Raw genomic sequence first — 17,937 nt, forward strand, 5'->3', positions numbered from 1 at the left:
ACACCCTCTTTTCTTATCTCATAATTACTACTAACCCTTTAGCCTATGTTTCCTCATCATGTTTTTGTTCATGCGTTGAAAACTTAATTTTTTGAACACTCAATTTACGATCAGTTACAAGCGTTAATACTCTCTCGTCCTTCCTCAATCTCCCTTCGCCTCTCCTCGCTCTTGGCATATTATTTTTTTTGGTATTTTGCAAGTTTATCTTTCAGGCTCGTTTCTGCCTTGCCAATCTGGTAGTAGTTGTCTGCCTGTATTTCACCACCTGATGTAATCAGAATATAGCTAAAACTGATTCGGTCAAGTGTTTCTACTCTTGCGCCATTAATTATGGTAAGGTTATCAAAATAGTGCTCGCCGATGTATGAATTACCTGATATGGTGACATCTGTCAAATTATTGAGTGTATTCTCTACAGTAATTGAAGTAACGTCATTAGATAATATTCGGAATACAGTTGCCGGAGTGGTCTCCTGGCTTGTATTTGGATTAAGGAAAATGCCAATCAGTCCATCCACATTCCACTTTCTTGTGGAATCAGTTAATGTATTAGCGGTTAAATCAGAAGACAACCCTGTACCTACTGACACAAGAGGGGTTGAATAAACCAATGAAGTACTGCCATTATTATCTACAATCAGGTCACCATAGGTCTGTATCGATGCTTTTAAGTAAATAGTCCCTGCGCCTCCGTCATTTGAGCTGCCAAGTCCTCCATAAGCAGTTATACTATTTATGTCAAAACCGGCTATATCATCATAATATACCGCTATACGGCCCCCTCCACCTCCATTGGTAGAACTATATGACCTTGTAGCCTTACCTCCGTTTGCCGCAATTGTCCCTGAACCATCACCGCGTATCGTGCCTACATTTATATATATTCCACCTCCACTGCCTCCTCCATTCCAATCTGAATCCTCGCCATCTCCACCATTAGATTTGATACTGCCATTACCGTTAAGGACTATCTCAGCGGCCGTTATCCTTACAAGACCTCCTCCGTTACCTCCGTAACCACCATTAGTATATGAGTTTCCCCCTCCACCACTTCCGAGCTCATTAGGGTTGTAAAAACTACCGTATACCCCATTTACATTATCAGTCCCGGTTTGACCACCCAGGCCACCATAACTTCCTCCACTTCTAACATAACTGCCTCCGGTAGTCGTATTTCCCAATGTTCTACCATAATAACTATAGTTGCCAGACCCATTGTAACCACCCAGATACCCCTTGCAACTCACGTCTATCGTACTGCCTGAATCTATGGCTAACGTTCCACCCACCCCTATTGTCGAACTATAAGCCTGTGTCATCGTTGCCGCTTCATGAGTTAATATTCCATTATTCTGCAAGGTAACATTGTTCCCTACTGACAGGTCGACTACTGACAATTCCCCATTATCAACGGTAAGATTATTAACCACCGTCATAACTTCTGCAAATATCAACGCTCCATCACCAACAACAACATTGTTTACTACCAACTCTCCCATGCATGAATCTCCAGCATCAAGGGTGAGCTTGTTGACAATCAGCTTGTCAATAGATATCGAACCCCCGCCAATGATAAGATCATCAAACGTAAACCCATTACCATCCTCTGATACCAAAGGGGTAGGCTTGCCTGTATTATTAGAGTTATTACCAATAAGCTGTTCTTTCTTATTGACCACATCTTTTAAGTAAATAGTTCCCGCACCCCCGTCATTTGAGCTGCCAAGTCCTCCATAAGCAGTTATACTATTTATGTCAAAACCGGCTATATCATCATAATATACCGCTATACGGCCCCCTCCACCTCCATTGGTAGAACTATATGACCTTGTAGCCTTACCTCCGTTTGCCGCAATTGTCCCTGAACCATCACCGCGTATCGTGCCTACATTTATATATATTCCACCTCCACTGCCTCCTCCATTCCAATCTGAATCCTCGCCATCTCCACCATTAGATTTGATACTGCCATTACCGTTAAGGACTATCTCAGCGGCCGTTATCCTTACAAGACCTCCTCCGTTGCCCCCGTAACCACCATTAGTATATGAGTTTCCCCCTCCACCACTTCCGAGCTCATTAGGGTTGTAAAAACTACCGTATACCCCATTTACACTATCAGACCCGGTTTGACCACCCAGGCCACCATAACTTCCTCCACTTCTAACATAGCTGCCTCCGGTAGTCGTATTTCCCAATGTTCTACCATAATAACTATAGTTGCCAGGCCCATTGTAACCACCCAGATACCCCTTGCCACTCACGTCTATTGTACTATCTGAGTCTATGGTTAATGTATCTGAAACAGTTATATCAAGAGAGTATTCTTCTGTTGTCGTTGTATCTGGATGGGTTAGTTTGGCATTATTGAGAAGTGTTATACTGTAAAACGTATGAGGACCTTCAACCGTCAAATTAGCGCCGTCTACTGTGAGGGCCTTGAAGTCCATGCTCCGGTTACCAGTGACTATTGTAGTATCTACCGTAATAGAAACAACATCCCTTTCTATAATAATCACGCCGGCGTCTGTCATTCCTCCTGGCACAGCAGGAATCGAAGGTGAATTTCCTCTATAAGGCCATCCACTAATGTTAGTAGATGCCGTTACCTGAATATTTCCCTGGACAGTTGGCACATCCGAAATTGAAAACGTGCCATCAGGCAGTGAGGTTGTTGAAAGATTGTTTACGGTTGTAACCGTAACTCCTCCCATTGGGCCCCCATTTATGTCAACTAAAGACCCTAATATGGTTGTCAAAGGATCAGGTATAACAGTGACAAACAGATCTGGTGACGCACCTGCATTATTAGCAAGATCTAATGCTGTCGCGCTAATGGTGACACCTGATATGCCTAAAGGCACCGTGTAATCAAACTCATATGGAGCAGATGTATCTGTAAAGACGACATTACCATCTATGATGAAACTTACCGAGGCAACTTGTACGTCGTCGGCAGCATCAGAAGCAACCTGAATCTTTGCCCCTTCTATTACATCAATACCAGCCAATGGAGAGGTAATACTGACAGTTGGCGGAACCCCTGCGATATCCTGGACCATTCTATATTGTCCAATATATAATCTTGTATCGCCGCTACTACCGTTTTCCATGATACCATTCGATGTTGTCAGGTACAGATAACGACTATCAGCATCTGTCCCCGTTCCATCATCATCTCGGAATTGAGCAAAATTAATGATAGCGGTGAAAACTGGATCATCCGGGATGCTAATGTTATAGGCTGGAACCGCATTGAAACTTAAGACATCAGCGCCGAATACAAGGCTATCAAATAATGCCGCATCCATCAGATAGTTACCCTCAACACTCTTTGCAATAGTTGGAGTTGTCGGATTACTGATATTTACCGCTTTGAGACCACCTGTATAATCTGAGACATACGCGATACTATTACGCAAAACCACATCTCTGGCATTACCATTTGTATCCACCGTGCCAATAATTCCGGCATTAGAGGGAGTAGTAATATCTATGACCTGCACACCGGCAGACCCGTCTGCCACAACTGCCAGGTTGCCTTCCGGATCTATATCTACACCTTTAGCAATATTCGAGGTAACAACTGTACCTTCTATTACAGGGTTGTTAGACACGGAAACATTGATTATCTGTAATCCGGCATTCCCATCGGCAACATACGCATAAATACCGGAGACCGCAACATCATAAGCATCACCCGGTGTATCAACCGAGCCTACCGTAACAGGATCTAGAGGATTGCTTATATCCATGATCTGTAACCCTGATACACCATCAGCAATATATGCAAGAGCACCGTCGACCTTCACATCATTTGCATTCCCGAGAGTATCTTCAGATGCTACAACTGCTGGATTAACTCGGTCCGATACATCTACAACCTGTAACCCTGTAGACCCTGCTGCAACATATGCATAATCACCGCCAACATCCACATTGTTTGCAAACCCGGAGATATCCACATAAGAGAGGGGTGTTGGCGAAAATGTCTCGACAGTAAATACAGCAGTATCAGAAAATCCGTTATTAGTAACCGTAATAACCGCTGTCCCATCTGTTCCCGCATAAACCAGACCGGCGGTGACACCGAAGTTGGCCACTACCAGATCGCTGGAACTGTAGTTGGTCCCAATACCTGTAGGAGTAAGGTCAATGGTATTACCATCGGTAAAGGTACCGGTAACTGTTAATTGTTTAGTCGATTCCCCCATTATGGTGTTAAAGGTCAACGCAAAATTTGACGGTGTGACTTTAATGAAATCCAGAGTAGCGGCGAGGTCAAAGCTACCGGCGTCATTAGGGTCGCTGGCAGATGACACCTCCAGTCCGTCCCAAATTCCATCACCATCCGAATCTCCCAGAAGAGGATTGGTGACATAGCCGTCATCACCCGCGACAATCTCTTCCCCATCAGAAATGCCGTCACCATCGGTATCGGCATTGTTCATACCTGTGCCAAGGTCAAACTCTTCCAGGTTGGTAAGGCCATCCTCGTCCATATCTTCCAGGGAATCAACAGGGTTATTCGGGTTAAGGCCGTTGGTCAGTTCGAAGTCGTCGGGCAAACCATCGCCATCCGAATCTCCCGATAACTGGACCGATAAGAAAATAGAGGACAATACCATCTCGTTTGAAGCGGAAATGATAATATTTCCGCTTGATATTGCGGTTACTAGGCCATTCGAATTTACTGTTGCAATCGCCTGGTTAGACACCGTATACGCAGTTCCCTGTCCACCCAAAGTGACGTCCTTGGTAGAACCATCCGGGTACATAGCCAGGACAGATATTCGAGTTGTTTCTCCAATAGCGCTAAGCACGCTTTTCTCAGAATTAATTGTAAGCGAGGTCGGCACCTGTTCGTAACTATTATTGAAGAACATCTCCTCAACCGAAATATTGCCGTTAGTCTGTATTGTTACATACTCACTCTGCCCGGAAACTGTTTTACCATCTTCCACACACGTAACCCGAACTCTAACCCGGCCCATATTGGATGGAACGTTATTCAATTGCCAGCTTCCGTCAGGTTTAACATTAACCGTACGATTCAGTACGGTAACAGTGCAATTCTCATTTAATTGAGCGGAGGCAATTGAAAACATAAAACACGGTAAGAGAGCGACCATCACAAAGCATCTTGCTACAACTAATACAACTGTTTTTGACATACCACTCAATCTTCCAAACTCCTTAAATCAAAAAAGCCTTAGTAACGAAGGATAATTAGATCTAATTATCCTTCGTTACTAAGGCTTTTTTTCTAATACTAGCTCTTTGTACACTCTCTGGTTTTTTAGCTCATATTCCTTTGGCTTATATTCCATAGTACATCCTTGTACACAAGAAAAATAATTTCTTTTAACTGAATAATACGGCACTCTCGATAATTATAATGGCAGATTAACGATTTATTTTATATTGTCAAGTTAATTTGAGTATAAGACATATATATTAAAAATGAATAAGTACGCTTTGGCGTATTTTGCATCTGAAGAGACTTGCTATGATTGAGTTGAATTATCAAGAATATGACCAACATTCGGGAACCGTAATATCTGTAAGGGGCAGTGTTGTAGATATACAATTTCTACACAAACTACCTCCTATAAATGGTGAACTGCGAGCGGGTAATAACGCCGTGGTTATTGAAGTCATGTCTCACTTAAGTCCCGACACTGTCAGGGGTATAGCATTAACATCTACAAGCGGGCTCTACAAAGGCACACCTGTTAAGAATACCGGCCATCCGCTGACTGTTCCTGTGGGAAGGCAATTGTTAGGTAGAATGCTTAATGTTTTTGGAGAAACTATTGACAAAAGAGACCCTATTGATGGAGCAGAAAAACGTTCTATACATCAACCCCCAGTTCCCTTAAATCACCGGACAACATCTTCGGAGATTTTTCTTAGCGGTATAAAGGCAATCGATGTGCTCTCTCCACTTGAAAGGGGTGGTAAATCCGGCCTCTTCGGTGGAGCAGGAGTTGGCAAAACTGTTCTTATTACAGAAATAATACATAATATGGTCGGCATGCATTCTGGTGTTAGTTTGTTTTGCGGTATCGGTGAAAGGTGCCGTGAAGCGGAAGAACTTTACCGTGAAATGCAGTCAGCCGGTGTTTTAGAAAACACCGTTATGGTATTCGGCCAAATGAATGAACCTCCGGGAGCACGATTTCGTGTTGGGCACTCTGCACTAACCATAGCGGAATATTTCAGGGATACCGAAAGACAGAATGTTCATCTCCTTATAGATAATATATTTCGTTTCATTCAGGCAGGCTCTGAGGTTTCAGGCATTATGGGACAAATTCCATCCCGCGTCGGTTACCAGCCGACGTTAGGAACAGAGCTTTCCGAGTTTGAAGAAAGGATTTGCAGTACAAAAACCGGTGCTATTACCTCTGTACAGGCAGTGTACGTGCCGGCAGATGATTTTACAGATCCTTCTGCTGTACATACGTTTACTCATCTTTCCTCTTCTCTCACGAAAGAGAGCAAGTGAAGGTTTTTATCCAGCAATAGACCCCCCTTAATTCTAATTCCGCAATGTTAATGCCACATATTGTAGGTAAAAGACATTACCGTATTGCCCAAGAAATCAAAAAAACACTTGCATTCTATGAAGATCTGAAGGTGATTTTACCTACAGAGATGCTCATTGAAGAAGAGGTTGTAAAAGTGATCGCTGAAGCAGAAGACGGTTCGTTTTGTCTGAAACCTAAACACGTGAATTTTGTGGCTACCCTTGTTCCGGGGCTTCTATCTTTTGAAACAACTGGCGGACGGGAACAGTTTCTCGCAGTAGATGAAGGAACTCTCGTAAAGTGCGGAGCAGAAGTACTCGTATCAACTGCGAATGCAGTCCAGGGACCAAACCTGGGCATGCTGAAAGAAACAGCAGAAAAACAGTTTATGATAATTGACGAAAAGCAAATAAATGCACGTTCAGCAGTGGCAAAGCTTGAAGCAAATCTCGTGCGCAAGTTTATTGAAATTGGACATGAGTAAGGAGGGTAATGACTGTTGACAGACCTGAGTAGGAAAATTGAAAAAAAAGAGGCCAGAAAAATAAAAGCACGGGCTGAGAAGGAAAAAGGTGTATGGTTTGGACTAGTAGGATGGTCTGTAGCGATTCCCACGTTACTATTTCTTGGAATTGGTATATGGATTGACACCAAAAACACCTTCAAAATACTCGTGGACTCTTATGTTTCTTATTATGGGTGTTATTACAGGATGTTTGAATGCCTGGTAATGCGTAAAGAAACAAAGTATGGGTGAATGAAATGGAGATAACATGGGATTTACTTCCGTATTTTATTATTTTGTAACGCCATTTATTGCAGGTATATTTGCGGGTTTGTTATTTCACATAGGACTTTGGTGGACAGTAAAGGCACTTTCTTCATCAAGAAAACCTGCCCTTCTGACTATTGGAAGTTATTATGTCAGAATGGGGATAACACTATTTATATTTTATCTTGTTATGAATAGCAGTTGGGTGCGTCTTACTGTTTGCCTGTTAGGGTTTCTTACGGTAAAGTACACAATGATGCGTATGCTGAAACCTGGAGAAAATGTTTCTTCGTTTGAATAAAATACCGAACTGAACACATGGTAAACAGTGATAAACGTTAATACAATACATAACTATAATAACTATTATGATCAGGCTTCTTGTCTGATTAGGTATAATTGATTGAAAATGTCGATTGAAAAGAGAGAGGATTAACTGATGAAAATCAGCCCTGACTCGATTATATTCCTGCAGCATGAACAGATCAAGCTTAATGCCACGATAGTCTTTACATGGGCAATCATAGCCTTATTGACAATCGGTTCGTGGGTAGTGACGAGAAGTCTCTCCACGGGAACAAGACTCTCACGTTGACAAAATATCCTTGAAATACTGATCACGTGGATTCAGGGACAGATACAAGCTATCAGTCAACGTGAAACATACCGATATCTGCCTTTTGTCGGCACTCTTTTTATATTTATAGCCGCTTCAAATTTATTAGCCATTGTTCCATGGTACAAGCCTCCTACTGGCTCATTGTCCACTACTGTGGCGCTTGCCGTTTGTGTTTTTGTTGCAACACCTCTGTTTGGCATTATGGAAGGTGGGTTAAGGAGGAAAAGGATTATGGACGTGCTTGGGTTAATAGGTATTGCTTCAATTTTCACCGCAGGTATTACTATAGCGATCGGTTCCATCGGTCCCGCGCTTGGAGAAGGCCTTGCAGTCTCTCAGGCTCTACACTCCATTGCACAGCAACCTGATGAGGCAAACACAATAACCAGAACACTATTTGTAGGACTGGCAATGGTTGAGTCTTCGGCAATTTACTGTTTTGTTGTGTCAATGATTCTGCTCTTTGCCAATCCATTCTGGAATTATTTTATTAATAAAGCGCTGGAAGCAGGTACCGGCAAACTGAAACGTTGAAAAAGGAAATTGAAATTGGATGATAAACAGGAGTTGAGTTCATGCCTGGATGACGTGTTTACCGCTTTTGATCATGTCGTCAAGACACATCATTACGAGCCAACGATTCATGAAACCGGCAAGGTAAAATTTGTAGGCAGGGGCATTCACGTATAGAAGGATTGCCGGGTGTTAAGTCCGAAGAGCTGATCATATTTCCCGGAAAGATTTTTGGCATGGTATTCAATCTTAATCCGAAAGAGGTTGGAGTCGTCATGCTTTCCAGAAGTGATGCTTTTACTGTAACCCGCATAGACAGGGTAATGGATGTGCCTGTGGGCGAAGCACTTCTGGGTCGTGTTGTTGACCCGACGGCAATACCACTTGATAATAGTGGTCAAATTAATACTTTCGAACGCAAACCGATAGAGCGTGAAGCCCCTGAAATCATGGAACGTGAACCAGTTACTGTACCTCTTCAGACAGGACTCAAGGTAGTTGACGCTCTTATACCAATCGGAAGGGGGCAGAGGGAACTTATCCTCGGTGACCGTCAGACCGGGAAGACAGCTATTGCCCTGGATACTATCATAAACCAGAAAGATAAGAACGTATTATGCGTGTATTGCGCAATCGGCCAGCGGAGTTCTTCTGTTGCAAAACTTATTGAGGATCTGCATAAGCATGATGCCATGAAATATACCATTGTTGTGTCAACATCCGGCGAAGATCCTCCGGGAATGAAGTATATAGCACCCTATTCAGCAACTACCATGGCGGAATATTTCATGGAAAAAGGGAGGGATGTGTTGATTGTATATGACGATTTGATAAACCATGCAATTGCATACAGGGAACCTTCTCTGCTCCTTAGACGTCCTCCCGGAAGAGAGGCGTTTCCGGGAGATATTTTTTATATCCATTCCCGACTTCTTGAACGTTCAACACATCTGAGAAAAGAGCTTGGGGGAGGCTCATTGACAGCCCTTCCCATTGTTGCTACAAAAGCACAGAATGTTGCAGCATATATTCCCACAAATATCATTTCGATAACCGATGGGCAGATCTACCTTTCACCTGACCGTTTCCAGAAGGGTATTTTACCTGCAGTTGATGTTGGCAAATCTGTATCCCGTGTGGGTGGAAAAACACAACTTCCTGTATACCGATCAATCGCTGGCAATTTAAGATTGTCTTATTCACAGTTTGAAGAACTTGAGAAATTTGCCCGTTTCCGCACAAGACTTGATGAAAAGACTCGAAAGATACTCGTTGAAAGAGGCCGCCGAGTTCGTGAGGTACTAAAACAGGATCAATACAAACCCTTGACAGTGACAGATCAAATTGCCGTACTCCTGTCAGTAACAGAAGGAATATAAAAAGATCGGAGGACCTTCGTGATATTGTAAAAACAATGCAGACGCTTTCGGCAGTAAATATTCACCATTTTGAACAGGCCGTAAAGTCGATAGGTGATTACTACCGATCTATTGAAATGGGATTTCAGGTTGTACTCAAAGGAGGAAAAGTCGCAGTACTGGATCAGAAGGAAGAAAGGAAAAACGGTCTCTACGCTATTGTATTTGGAACGGACCAGAGGCTTTGTGGAGGTTTTAATGAGCAGATTACCACCTATGCGCTTGAAAGAATTAATAGTTCGAATACAGTTGAAAACAATAATATTTTATGCATAGGGTTACGTACCCTTGCGTCACTTGAGGAGGGAAAACAAAACGGTGCAGAGGTCTTTCCCCTGCCAGGATCACTTGCAGGCGTAACTTCTATAGTTCAACAGGTAGTAATGGCAATTACCGATCTGCAGGAAGTGGGAAAAATAAATAGAGTTATGCTTTTTCACCATAAACTGTTATCACAGATTTCGTATAAGCCGCACCATATAACTCTTCTTCCTCTTGATCGGACATGGATAGATTCAGTCAGGCAAAAAAAATGGCCATGTCATTCACTGCCATCATTTACCATGGATAGAGATTCCCTTTTTTCAGCACTGTTTCGTCAGTATATGTTTGTTTCTATTTATCGAGCATTTGCTGAATCTATGGCATCCGAAAACGCTGCCCGTCTATTGTCCATGCAATCAGCTGAGAAAAATATTGAAGAGAGACTCGAACAGCTCAATGCTCTCTACCGCAACGAGCGCCAGAGTTCAATTACCAGCGAACTTCTGGATATTGTATCAGGCTTCGAAGCGTTGAGAACAGAAAAAGAATAAGGGCAGTAAATAAAATATGGAATTATCAAAAATGATCCGGCAGATGGATAATTTCATAAATGCAAGGTCAGGATGGCTGGGTCGGGATTATAAATTAAATAGTTAAAGCTAAACATCAATTCCCTGATGATATATACTCCACAATTGCGAATGCAATTCCTTCGGTACAAAATTAAACTTTTTATATGACCACATCGTTATACTGGATTGGATCAGTCCAAAAAAGGCTATGGCAGATGTTTTTGGATTAATTTTGCTATTTACCTTTTTTAACTGTACCGCTTTTGAAAGGATTTCTTCTATTCTACATAAATACTTTTCTACTGTTTTGGCAATCTTCTTTTTTATGGAAGGATCACTGAATTGCATCGCTCCCAGAATAACAACCAATGACGTCTTACGGCGATTTTTTGCCAGAGTGAGCTGGTTTAGCAGGATGTTATTGAGATATTGAATCGGGTCATTGTCTGCTGATTTATCAATAACGTCCATGAGTGTTTCTTCAATATTCTTTATTAATAGATTCAATATATCTCTTTTACTCTTGAAATGTCGGTAAATCGCCCCTTTGGTGGTTCCCATATGTATAGCTATTTCATTTATGGTAACGTCTTGAATACCTTTAGAGGAAATTATATTTCGAATAATATTTACAATCTGCTCCCTTCTGATCTCGGTAGATTTTCTCGTTTGCACCCAGCACCTCCTTTTCTAATAAATGGATATGAGTTTTTCTGATTACCGGCAATCAGCTACACATGCGTTTACATTAAATTTTTGTGACGAACCATACGTTTAATGATATCTATGAAAAAAGCTTTTATCGTAACAGGTATTAATTTAATCTGAAAAAGAGGATGAAGCGCCTGTATCAATATTTTTTTATATGAAGCGTCACCCGTAACCATATTCCAGAGGAGTGCGTTAAGGTGGTTTGCAATCCAGGAATCTTTTTTCCCTTTAACGTATGATAAACGTGCTTTCACCAGCCAATTACGCTTTGTAACGAAATCGCTGAGAATCAAAATCAGTGTGCCTAGTGCATTATCTGTCGCAAGCAATTTCCTGGCTGGTTTATAGTAATATTTTTGAAAATCTTTATTTGAAATGCCTTTCTCAAATGCTGAACGCGCAGCCAGTTGCGAAGTTATATAGGCTGATTCCAGGCCGTTCTTGTAAATCTTTGAAATGCTGGCATCACCTACAATAACAAACCTGTCAGTAAATGGTTTTTTTGCGTGTGAAAGTGTTATCTTTGGTATGCACATACAAAATTTATCAGGTAACTGCCAATCTTCAGGAAGTTTCTCTCTAACAGTTGGATGCTTTAAAAAATTAATAAGATCTTCCTTTTTCAAATCTCTATTTCCTGCCAGAATTATGGTAACATAGTCTCTTTTCGGTACTATTGAAGCGAATCTGAAGGGTTTTAATCCCAGCGCAAACACATACACACGGTTATTAAAAGACTTTTTTATAAACGTTTTACTTAATGGTATTTCCACTATACACGTTTTAATCGTTTTTGGCGGCAAGTAACCAAAATGTAAGTTTTCGACTGCCGTAACCATTCTGGAATTAACACCAAAAGCACCAACAACAAGATCTACACTCATTTCATTATAAGGTTTGCGTTTCCCATAGATTATGGTTGCTGTAGAGTCACGATCAGTTGGCAGTATTAGCTTCTGTACCGTTTCGTAGATTACATTTACGCCTTTATCTATGACGTGTTTTAACAGATAATCATCAAAACTGTAGCTTTGTGTATTGGGGCTGTAAAGAGGCCCATTACCTCGATAAACGGTTATAATCTTTCTGTTTGAACTTTGATTCGGTTTGTAGAGTTCAATACCAGATTCTTTCGTTTGAAAATAATAGCCTTTTATTTCCTGGTGTACGATATTTCCAGGTATGTCAATGCCGTCTCTGGTGAGCTTTGCATGGAGTGAACTGGCTATTACAGCGGCGCACATGTTGCAGCCTCTGGGGCCTTTCAGATTGAAATCTTTGCTCTCAAAGATTGTTATCTGTATCTTTATACCAGATTTCTTTGCATAATGTATGGCTTTATTTGCAAAAAGGCTTCCTGCGGGACCACCGCCAATTATAGCAATTTTTGAGTTGTTTTTTAAACGTAACGTGTTTTCTGTCATATTATTTCAATGTCTCTGCATTCACAACTATACAAATATTCGCTGGTTTTCCATGCTTCCTGGTGTTGACATTGAAAACCATCAGACCACCGAAGTTGAAACAAATATCCTCGGTATGCATCTTCCGAAGCAAATTGCTCCTCAAACTCCAGGATGTTTCTTGGGTAATTCTCCGTGATCCTTCATACTACATATTGGGACAGCTTCGGTCAAGTGCATACCCATAATCTTTTTTAAAGGAACAACTTCTTAATGATCTGTGTTATTTCATTATATAAATTCCCATTGATAAGTAAACGATCATTTACTTTATCTTGACAGATAAGTAAACAATAGTATACTTATGTCTGCTGTCTGGCAAAATGCATATAATTACAAAAACCGTAGAAAATAATTATAAATTCTATTCATTATTTATGCATACGATAAAGATGAAACGGGTATTTACCATACTTAGTGGGTAAAATGAGGAGAAAGTCAAATTATGTCAAAATTAGATACTGAATTGCAAGCCCCAAAAACAGGCATTGCGGGAATAAAGCAAAATTTCCAGAAAGACATTGTTTCCGGATTTCTGGTTTTCTTAATAGCGCTTCCATTATGCCTGGGGATTGCCATGGCTTGTGGATATCCGGCGATTGCAGGTATATTTTCCGCTATAATAGGGGCTGTATTTGCTTCCTTTATCAGTAACTCTGAACTAACAATTAAAGGGCCTGCTGCCGGCCTGATCGTGATTGCTATCGGTGCAATAACAGAATTTGGATTTACCGGAGGACAGGACCCTGCGGCAGATTTACACGCCTACCAGCTCGTTCTCGGGATTGGTGTTGCGGCGGGTTGTATCCAGATCATTTTTGGCCTGCTCCGTGTTGGATCTCTGGGTGAATTTTTTCCCCTGTCAGTAGTACACGGAATGCTCGCCGCAATAGGCATCATCATCATACTCAAACAATTTCCTATAGTGATGGGCGGCAATGCCGACGGAGAACCTTTTGAGTTACTCTTTTCAGTTCCCGCGAAGATAATACATATGAATCCGTGTATCGCGGCGATTGGAGCCGGAAGCCTGGCAATTATGTTCGGGATACCTCTGATCAAGAACAGCTATGTCAAGATGATACCTACCCCCATGCTTGTACTGTTGTTTGCTATACCGTTAGGGATATATTTTAACATTTCCCATGAACATGTTTACTCTTTTGAAGGACATGAATACAAAGTCGATGAAGAGTTTCTTGTCACTGTTCCGGGTAATATGTTTAAGGCAATGACCCATCCTGATTTTTCGTCATTATTAACTTTTTCAGGGTGGAAATGGGTAATCATGTTCGCCCTGATAGGCAGCCTGGAATCCCTACTCAGCGCCAAGGCGATTGACATCATAGATCCCTGGAAACGCAAAACCAACCTTGATCGTGACATGCTTGCCGTCGGAATCGCGAATACCGTCTGTGCGTTTGTTGGAGGCCTTCCTGTAATTTCTGAAATTGTACGCAGCAAGGCAAATATTGATAACGGTGCGCGTACCCGTTTTGCCAATTTATATCACGGGCTTTTTCTCCTTCTTTTTGTGGGATCTGTGCCTTTTTTGTTGCATCATATCCCACTCGCGGCCCTGGCGGCAATGCTCGTATACACAGGTTTTCAATTAACGGCACCCCGGGAGTATTTTCACGTCTACTCAATAGGAAGAATACAGTTATTTATATTTGTGGTTACCGTAATTGCCGTTCTTGCAACAGATCTGATTATCGGTATTGCTGTGGGGATAGGAATAAAGTTACTGATACATTATTTAAATGGGACACCGTTGCGTTCATTTTTCAAACTCTATCTTGATGTCGTTCAAATTAATGATGATACATGCACTATTAAGGTCGCTCAGTCGATTAACTTCAGTAACTGGCTCCCATTTAAAAGGCTGGTCGAAAAGGCAGGATTAGCTCAAAACAAAAACGTTGAAGTTGATTTGGCAGATACCGTAATGGTAGATCACAGTGTAATGAAAAAACTTCATGAGATGACAGATGAATTTAGACAGGAGGGGCTCAAGTTGGAAGTAATTGGATTAGACGATCACAAGCCGTTGTCTAGCCATCCACTTTGTATTCACAGGAGAGGCTTTGAGAAGATAAGACGTATAATTATATTTACGGATTCATGCCTTCAATCTCTGCTTGAACATGAATTGAACTATCATGGGGTAAGGGACTTTACTACCATTGTCTGCGGTGGCTACTTAGGCTCTTCAAAAAGAGATAGAGTGCGTATAGAAGTCCTGGCTCTGCCGGAGAAAGCTGAACATATTCTTGATCAACTCCGCAAAGAGATATTGCCGAAATTCGGAAAAAAATATAGAATAAGGACATTCGTCGAGAATGTAGCGGTTGTCATGCCGGATTACACTCATGTTAAGCGTTCTAATTCCTGGTTGCGGTTGGCTGAATTGCCGACAACTACAAAAAAATTACAACACCAATGAGCTATTTAGATTATTTTATATTCAAGCATACGATAAAGTTAAAGCAGGTATTTACCATGCTCCTAATATTTCTGTTTTACTCTTATGGGATATGGATACCCCAGGGAAAAGCAGAAAACGGCTCAATAACGAAGGATTTGGAACAGGTTCCTGTAAATAATAAAGAAGAGATACACGCTCTTCCAGTAGGGCAAAGAGGAATATCGTTAACGACATTAGATGATAGACCTTATCCGGATAGTGTTGAGGATAAAACTCCTTCTTCTGATGCTGTAGATGAGAAGAACCTTCAGGAGAATCCCTCTGCCAAAGAGGAGGATGAAAAGTTTGTTGCGGAGAAAGAAACCTCTTCTGCCGCGTCCCCGATAACGCCCCCCAAACTTGCTAACAATGAAGAGATGCCCTCTGTTGAGGAAGAAATGGATAATCATGCATCTGTTACAGATAACAAACAACAGGAGAATTCATTTGATGAGAAAAAGTCATCTTCTCTGGAAGAAGAGAGATCGTCAATCAGTCACCTGATAAACACCGAAGAGAAAGAATCTCAGGATAGAGAAGAGGACGATATCTCTTCCCCCTTTTCAGAATCTTTTCCGGTAACCGTTCATAAACAGAAAACAGTTTCTGAGTTTGGTATCGATGATAATGAAATTACAGGCGAGACGTCTCCTGAGAGTGAAGATAAACAAGGGGTTGTTGCCGATAAGGATATGCTTTCGGACGTTAAAGAAAAGAAAAACCCTTCTGCCTCATCCAGAGCAGAAATCCCCGCTCATTCTTTTGACGAAAGAGAGTCGTTGGCTCAAGAAGAAGAAGAGGAGTGGCAAACGTCTAAAGATTTTGGTGAGCAGCAGGTAATTACATCCGATGAGGAAACAGATTCGCAAGAACCGCCTAGAGAAATAACAACTTCGGAGATACAAGCGCTACCTGTAGAGCAAAGTGGAGTATCGTTAACGACTTTAGATGATAGTGAAATTACAGACGATACGTCTCCCGGCAGTGAAGATAAACAAGGGATTGTTTCAGATAAGGAATTGCTTTCTGACGTTAAAGAAAAGGAAACTCCTCCTATCACTTCTAAAATAAACGAATCTCCGGATTACAGAAAGTTGGATATTTCAATGCCACTGAATAGAGGTGCACAAGCAGCTGGTGAGGAAGGAGATACACAGGAAAAGGTTAGGAAAAAAACAGAAAGTGATGAGGTGAAGCCTGCTTGGGAAATCTGGCATACTGACCCAACCCAAAGTATCATTCTTGCGGTTGTTATAGCCCTTATTGCAGCAAAATTAGGTGGATGGATAGCGGGGGTGCTGGGGTTTCCTGGAGTTGTGGGAAAATTAATACTGGGAATGATCCTGGGAAATATTTATCTCCTTACCGGTTCCGATTATTTTGATTTTCTCAAGACAATGCCTTTTCTGATGATGTTATCTTACTTTGGAACATTGGTACTTCTTTTAACAGCCGGCCTTCACACAGATCTAAGGGCAATATTTCGTGTAGGCCCCTCTTCTGTTCTTGTGTGTTTAGGTGGCATGGTTGTTCCTGCCGGACTGGGACTTGTCGTAAGCCATTTCCTTCTCCCCGACAGCTCTACCGGCTCAAAGGTACTTTTAGCGATTATTCTTTGCAGTACAAGTACCGGGTTGTTATTTGCAATCTTAAATGAGTTAAAAATAATGAATACTATAGAGGGAAGAGTGATAACAGGCGCAACGATTCTTACTGAAATTATTGTAATATTAAGCTTTGGTATAGTTAGTGGGATTGTTGTTAAAGGCGGTGTCTCCCTGCTCGGTATATCAATCAGCTTTGGCATCGCAACTTTTTTGCTGATAACTGCGGTAATAATTATATTTAAGTACGGTGAGAGATTTGGTAATTTCCTGACAAACAGATTGACAGAGGGACTGAACATACCTATCATTGTAATTTTGTCTCTTTTAATGGCATTTATGTTCGGATCGATCGGGCTCCATACGGTAATAGGGGCATTTATTGCCGGTTTGTTTCTGCGCAATGTAAAGTTGAGAAACAGTGACGAAGACGAACACCGTAACGTTGAATCATTTATCAGGCCATTTTACGCGCTTCTCGTACCGATACTCTTCCTAAGAGTAGGGGCACAGGTAGATTTACAAAGTTTTTTAAATTTGAACGCTATACTTCTGGGTCTTAATATCACAGGTGCGGCTATCTTAGGAAAGCTGTTTTGCGGTATCTGCCCTATTGAGAAAGGTACAAATCGTCTTCTTATTGGTTTTGGAATGGCGATGAAGCTTGAGGGAACTCTGATTTTAGCTGGCATAGGGCGTGATGTTGGAATATTTAACGATACGGTCTTTTCTTCTATTATTATGTCGATCGTATTCACCTCAACGATCTGTCCTTTTCTTATGAAGAAGCTTCTGTTTAAAAAAAATAATACCAGTTCTGAAAGCATTTGTATTGATCCTGAAAAAACAGAATTAGTGAAGGCTCCTCTCAATAAGCGTATGCGACTTAAAATATTTGGTTATCTCATATAAGGGTTACTGATCTAAGTGTCACGTGCATTGTTGAAAAACAGAACCAGATCTATGGAGAGGGTATATCTGTTTCTCTATATTGGATC

At 41.4% G+C, this 17,937-nt stretch carries 12 protein-coding genes and 2 pseudogenes; 11 read left to right on the forward strand and 3 right to left on the reverse strand.

Annotation, left to right across the window (positions count from 1 at the left end; all coding sequences use genetic code 11):
- Window positions 1-179: 179 nt before the first annotated feature.
- Window positions 180-5,177 (reverse strand): Ig-like domain-containing protein, encoded by a 4,998-nt coding sequence (locus SCALIN_RS13005; protein WP_096894906.1) that lies wholly within the window; start codon window positions 5,175-5,177, stop codon window positions 180-182.
- A gap of 335 nt (window positions 5,178-5,512) precedes the next feature.
- On the opposite strand from SCALIN_RS13005, the gene SCALIN_RS13010 reads away from it, so the two are divergent.
- From SCALIN_RS13010 to SCALIN_RS23630, 9 genes and pseudogenes are all read left to right on the forward strand, one after another.
- Window positions 5,513-6,514, forward strand: a complete 1,002-nt coding sequence (locus SCALIN_RS13010) for a F0F1 ATP synthase subunit beta (protein ID WP_096894907.1) — start codon at window positions 5,513-5,515, stop codon at window positions 6,512-6,514.
- 50 nt (window positions 6,515-6,564) lie between these two features.
- A complete protein-coding gene (locus tag SCALIN_RS13015; RefSeq protein ID WP_203415485.1) occupies window positions 6,565-7,020 on the forward strand; it encodes a F0F1 ATP synthase subunit epsilon in 456 nt (151 codons plus the stop codon).
- Between the two features lie 15 nt (window positions 7,021-7,035).
- A complete protein-coding gene (locus tag SCALIN_RS13020; RefSeq protein ID WP_203415486.1) occupies window positions 7,036-7,293 on the forward strand; it encodes a hypothetical protein in 258 nt (85 codons plus the stop codon).
- A gap of 16 nt (window positions 7,294-7,309) precedes the next feature.
- A complete protein-coding gene (locus tag SCALIN_RS13025) occupies window positions 7,310-7,609 on the forward strand; it encodes an ATP synthase subunit I (protein WP_096894908.1) in 300 nt (99 codons plus the stop codon).
- A 138-nt stretch (window positions 7,610-7,747) separates the two neighbouring features.
- Entirely contained in the window at window positions 7,748-7,903 is a 156-nt protein-coding gene (locus tag SCALIN_RS22265; protein WP_162532306.1) for a hypothetical protein, read from the forward strand.
- A gap of 6 nt (window positions 7,904-7,909) precedes the next feature.
- Window positions 7,910-8,134 (forward strand): annotated as a pseudogene (locus tag SCALIN_RS24070) (F0F1 ATP synthase subunit A); the annotation flags it as partial.
- Window positions 8,135-8,158: 24 nt separating this feature from the next.
- Complete coding sequence (locus tag SCALIN_RS24075; RefSeq protein WP_420885436.1) at window positions 8,159-8,461, forward strand: F0F1 ATP synthase subunit C; 303 nt, start codon at window positions 8,159-8,161, stop codon at window positions 8,459-8,461.
- Window positions 8,462-8,470: 9 nt separating this feature from the next.
- Window positions 8,471-9,813: pseudogene (locus tag SCALIN_RS23625) on the forward strand (F0F1 ATP synthase subunit alpha); the annotation flags it as partial.
- A 41-nt stretch (window positions 9,814-9,854) separates the two neighbouring features.
- Window positions 9,855-10,673, forward strand: coding sequence for a F0F1 ATP synthase subunit gamma (locus tag SCALIN_RS23630; protein ID WP_304518449.1), 819 nt, complete (start codon window positions 9,855-9,857; stop codon window positions 10,671-10,673).
- Between the two features lie 108 nt (window positions 10,674-10,781).
- On the opposite strand, the gene SCALIN_RS13045 is transcribed toward SCALIN_RS23630, so the two are convergent.
- A complete protein-coding gene (locus tag SCALIN_RS13045; protein WP_096894911.1) occupies window positions 10,782-11,369 on the reverse strand; it encodes a TetR/AcrR family transcriptional regulator in 588 nt (195 codons plus the stop codon).
- A gap of 68 nt (window positions 11,370-11,437) precedes the next feature.
- Window positions 11,438-12,829, reverse strand: a complete 1,392-nt coding sequence (locus SCALIN_RS13050; RefSeq protein ID WP_096894912.1) for an NAD(P)/FAD-dependent oxidoreductase — start codon at window positions 12,827-12,829, stop codon at window positions 11,438-11,440.
- 484 nt (window positions 12,830-13,313) lie between these two features.
- Here SCALIN_RS13050 and SCALIN_RS13055 point away from each other — a divergent pair, with 484 nt between their 5' ends.
- Complete coding sequence (locus SCALIN_RS13055) at window positions 13,314-15,314, forward strand: SulP family inorganic anion transporter (protein WP_096894913.1); 2,001 nt, start codon at window positions 13,314-13,316, stop codon at window positions 15,312-15,314.
- A 56-nt stretch (window positions 15,315-15,370) separates the two neighbouring features.
- Window positions 15,371-17,851, forward strand: coding sequence for a cation:proton antiporter (locus tag SCALIN_RS13060; RefSeq protein WP_162532307.1), 2,481 nt, complete (start codon window positions 15,371-15,373; stop codon window positions 17,849-17,851).
- Window positions 17,852-17,937 lie beyond the last annotated feature (86 nt).

This window comes from Candidatus Scalindua japonica (assembly GCF_002443295.1).
Classification (GTDB): domain Bacteria; phylum Planctomycetota; class Brocadiia; order Brocadiales; family Scalinduaceae; genus Scalindua; species Scalindua japonica.

Excerpts from the sequence above, each read along its gene's own strand:
- SCALIN_RS13005 (WP_096894906.1), bottom strand. The coding sequence starts at position 5,177 with ATGTCAAAAACAGTTGTATTAGTTGTAGCAAGATGCTTTGTGATGGTC.
- SCALIN_RS13010 (WP_096894907.1), top strand. The coding sequence starts at position 5,513 with ATGATTGAGTTGAATTATCAAGAATATGACCAACATTCGGGAACCGTA.
- SCALIN_RS13015 (WP_203415485.1), top strand. The coding sequence starts at position 6,565 with ATGCCACATATTGTAGGTAAAAGACATTACCGTATTGCCCAAGAAATC.
- SCALIN_RS13025 (WP_096894908.1), top strand. The coding sequence starts at position 7,310 with ATGGGATTTACTTCCGTATTTTATTATTTTGTAACGCCATTTATTGCA.
- SCALIN_RS22265 (WP_162532306.1), top strand. The coding sequence starts at position 7,748 with ATGAAAATCAGCCCTGACTCGATTATATTCCTGCAGCATGAACAGATC.
- SCALIN_RS24075 (WP_420885436.1), top strand. The coding sequence starts at position 8,159 with ATGGACGTGCTTGGGTTAATAGGTATTGCTTCAATTTTCACCGCAGGT.
- SCALIN_RS23630 (WP_304518449.1), top strand. The coding sequence starts at position 9,855 with ATGCAGACGCTTTCGGCAGTAAATATTCACCATTTTGAACAGGCCGTA.
- SCALIN_RS13050 (WP_096894912.1), bottom strand. The coding sequence starts at position 12,829 with ATGACAGAAAACACGTTACGTTTAAAAAACAACTCAAAAATTGCTATA.
- SCALIN_RS13055 (WP_096894913.1), top strand. The coding sequence starts at position 13,314 with ATGTCAAAATTAGATACTGAATTGCAAGCCCCAAAAACAGGCATTGCG.
- SCALIN_RS13060 (WP_162532307.1), top strand. The coding sequence starts at position 15,371 with ATGCTCCTAATATTTCTGTTTTACTCTTATGGGATATGGATACCCCAG.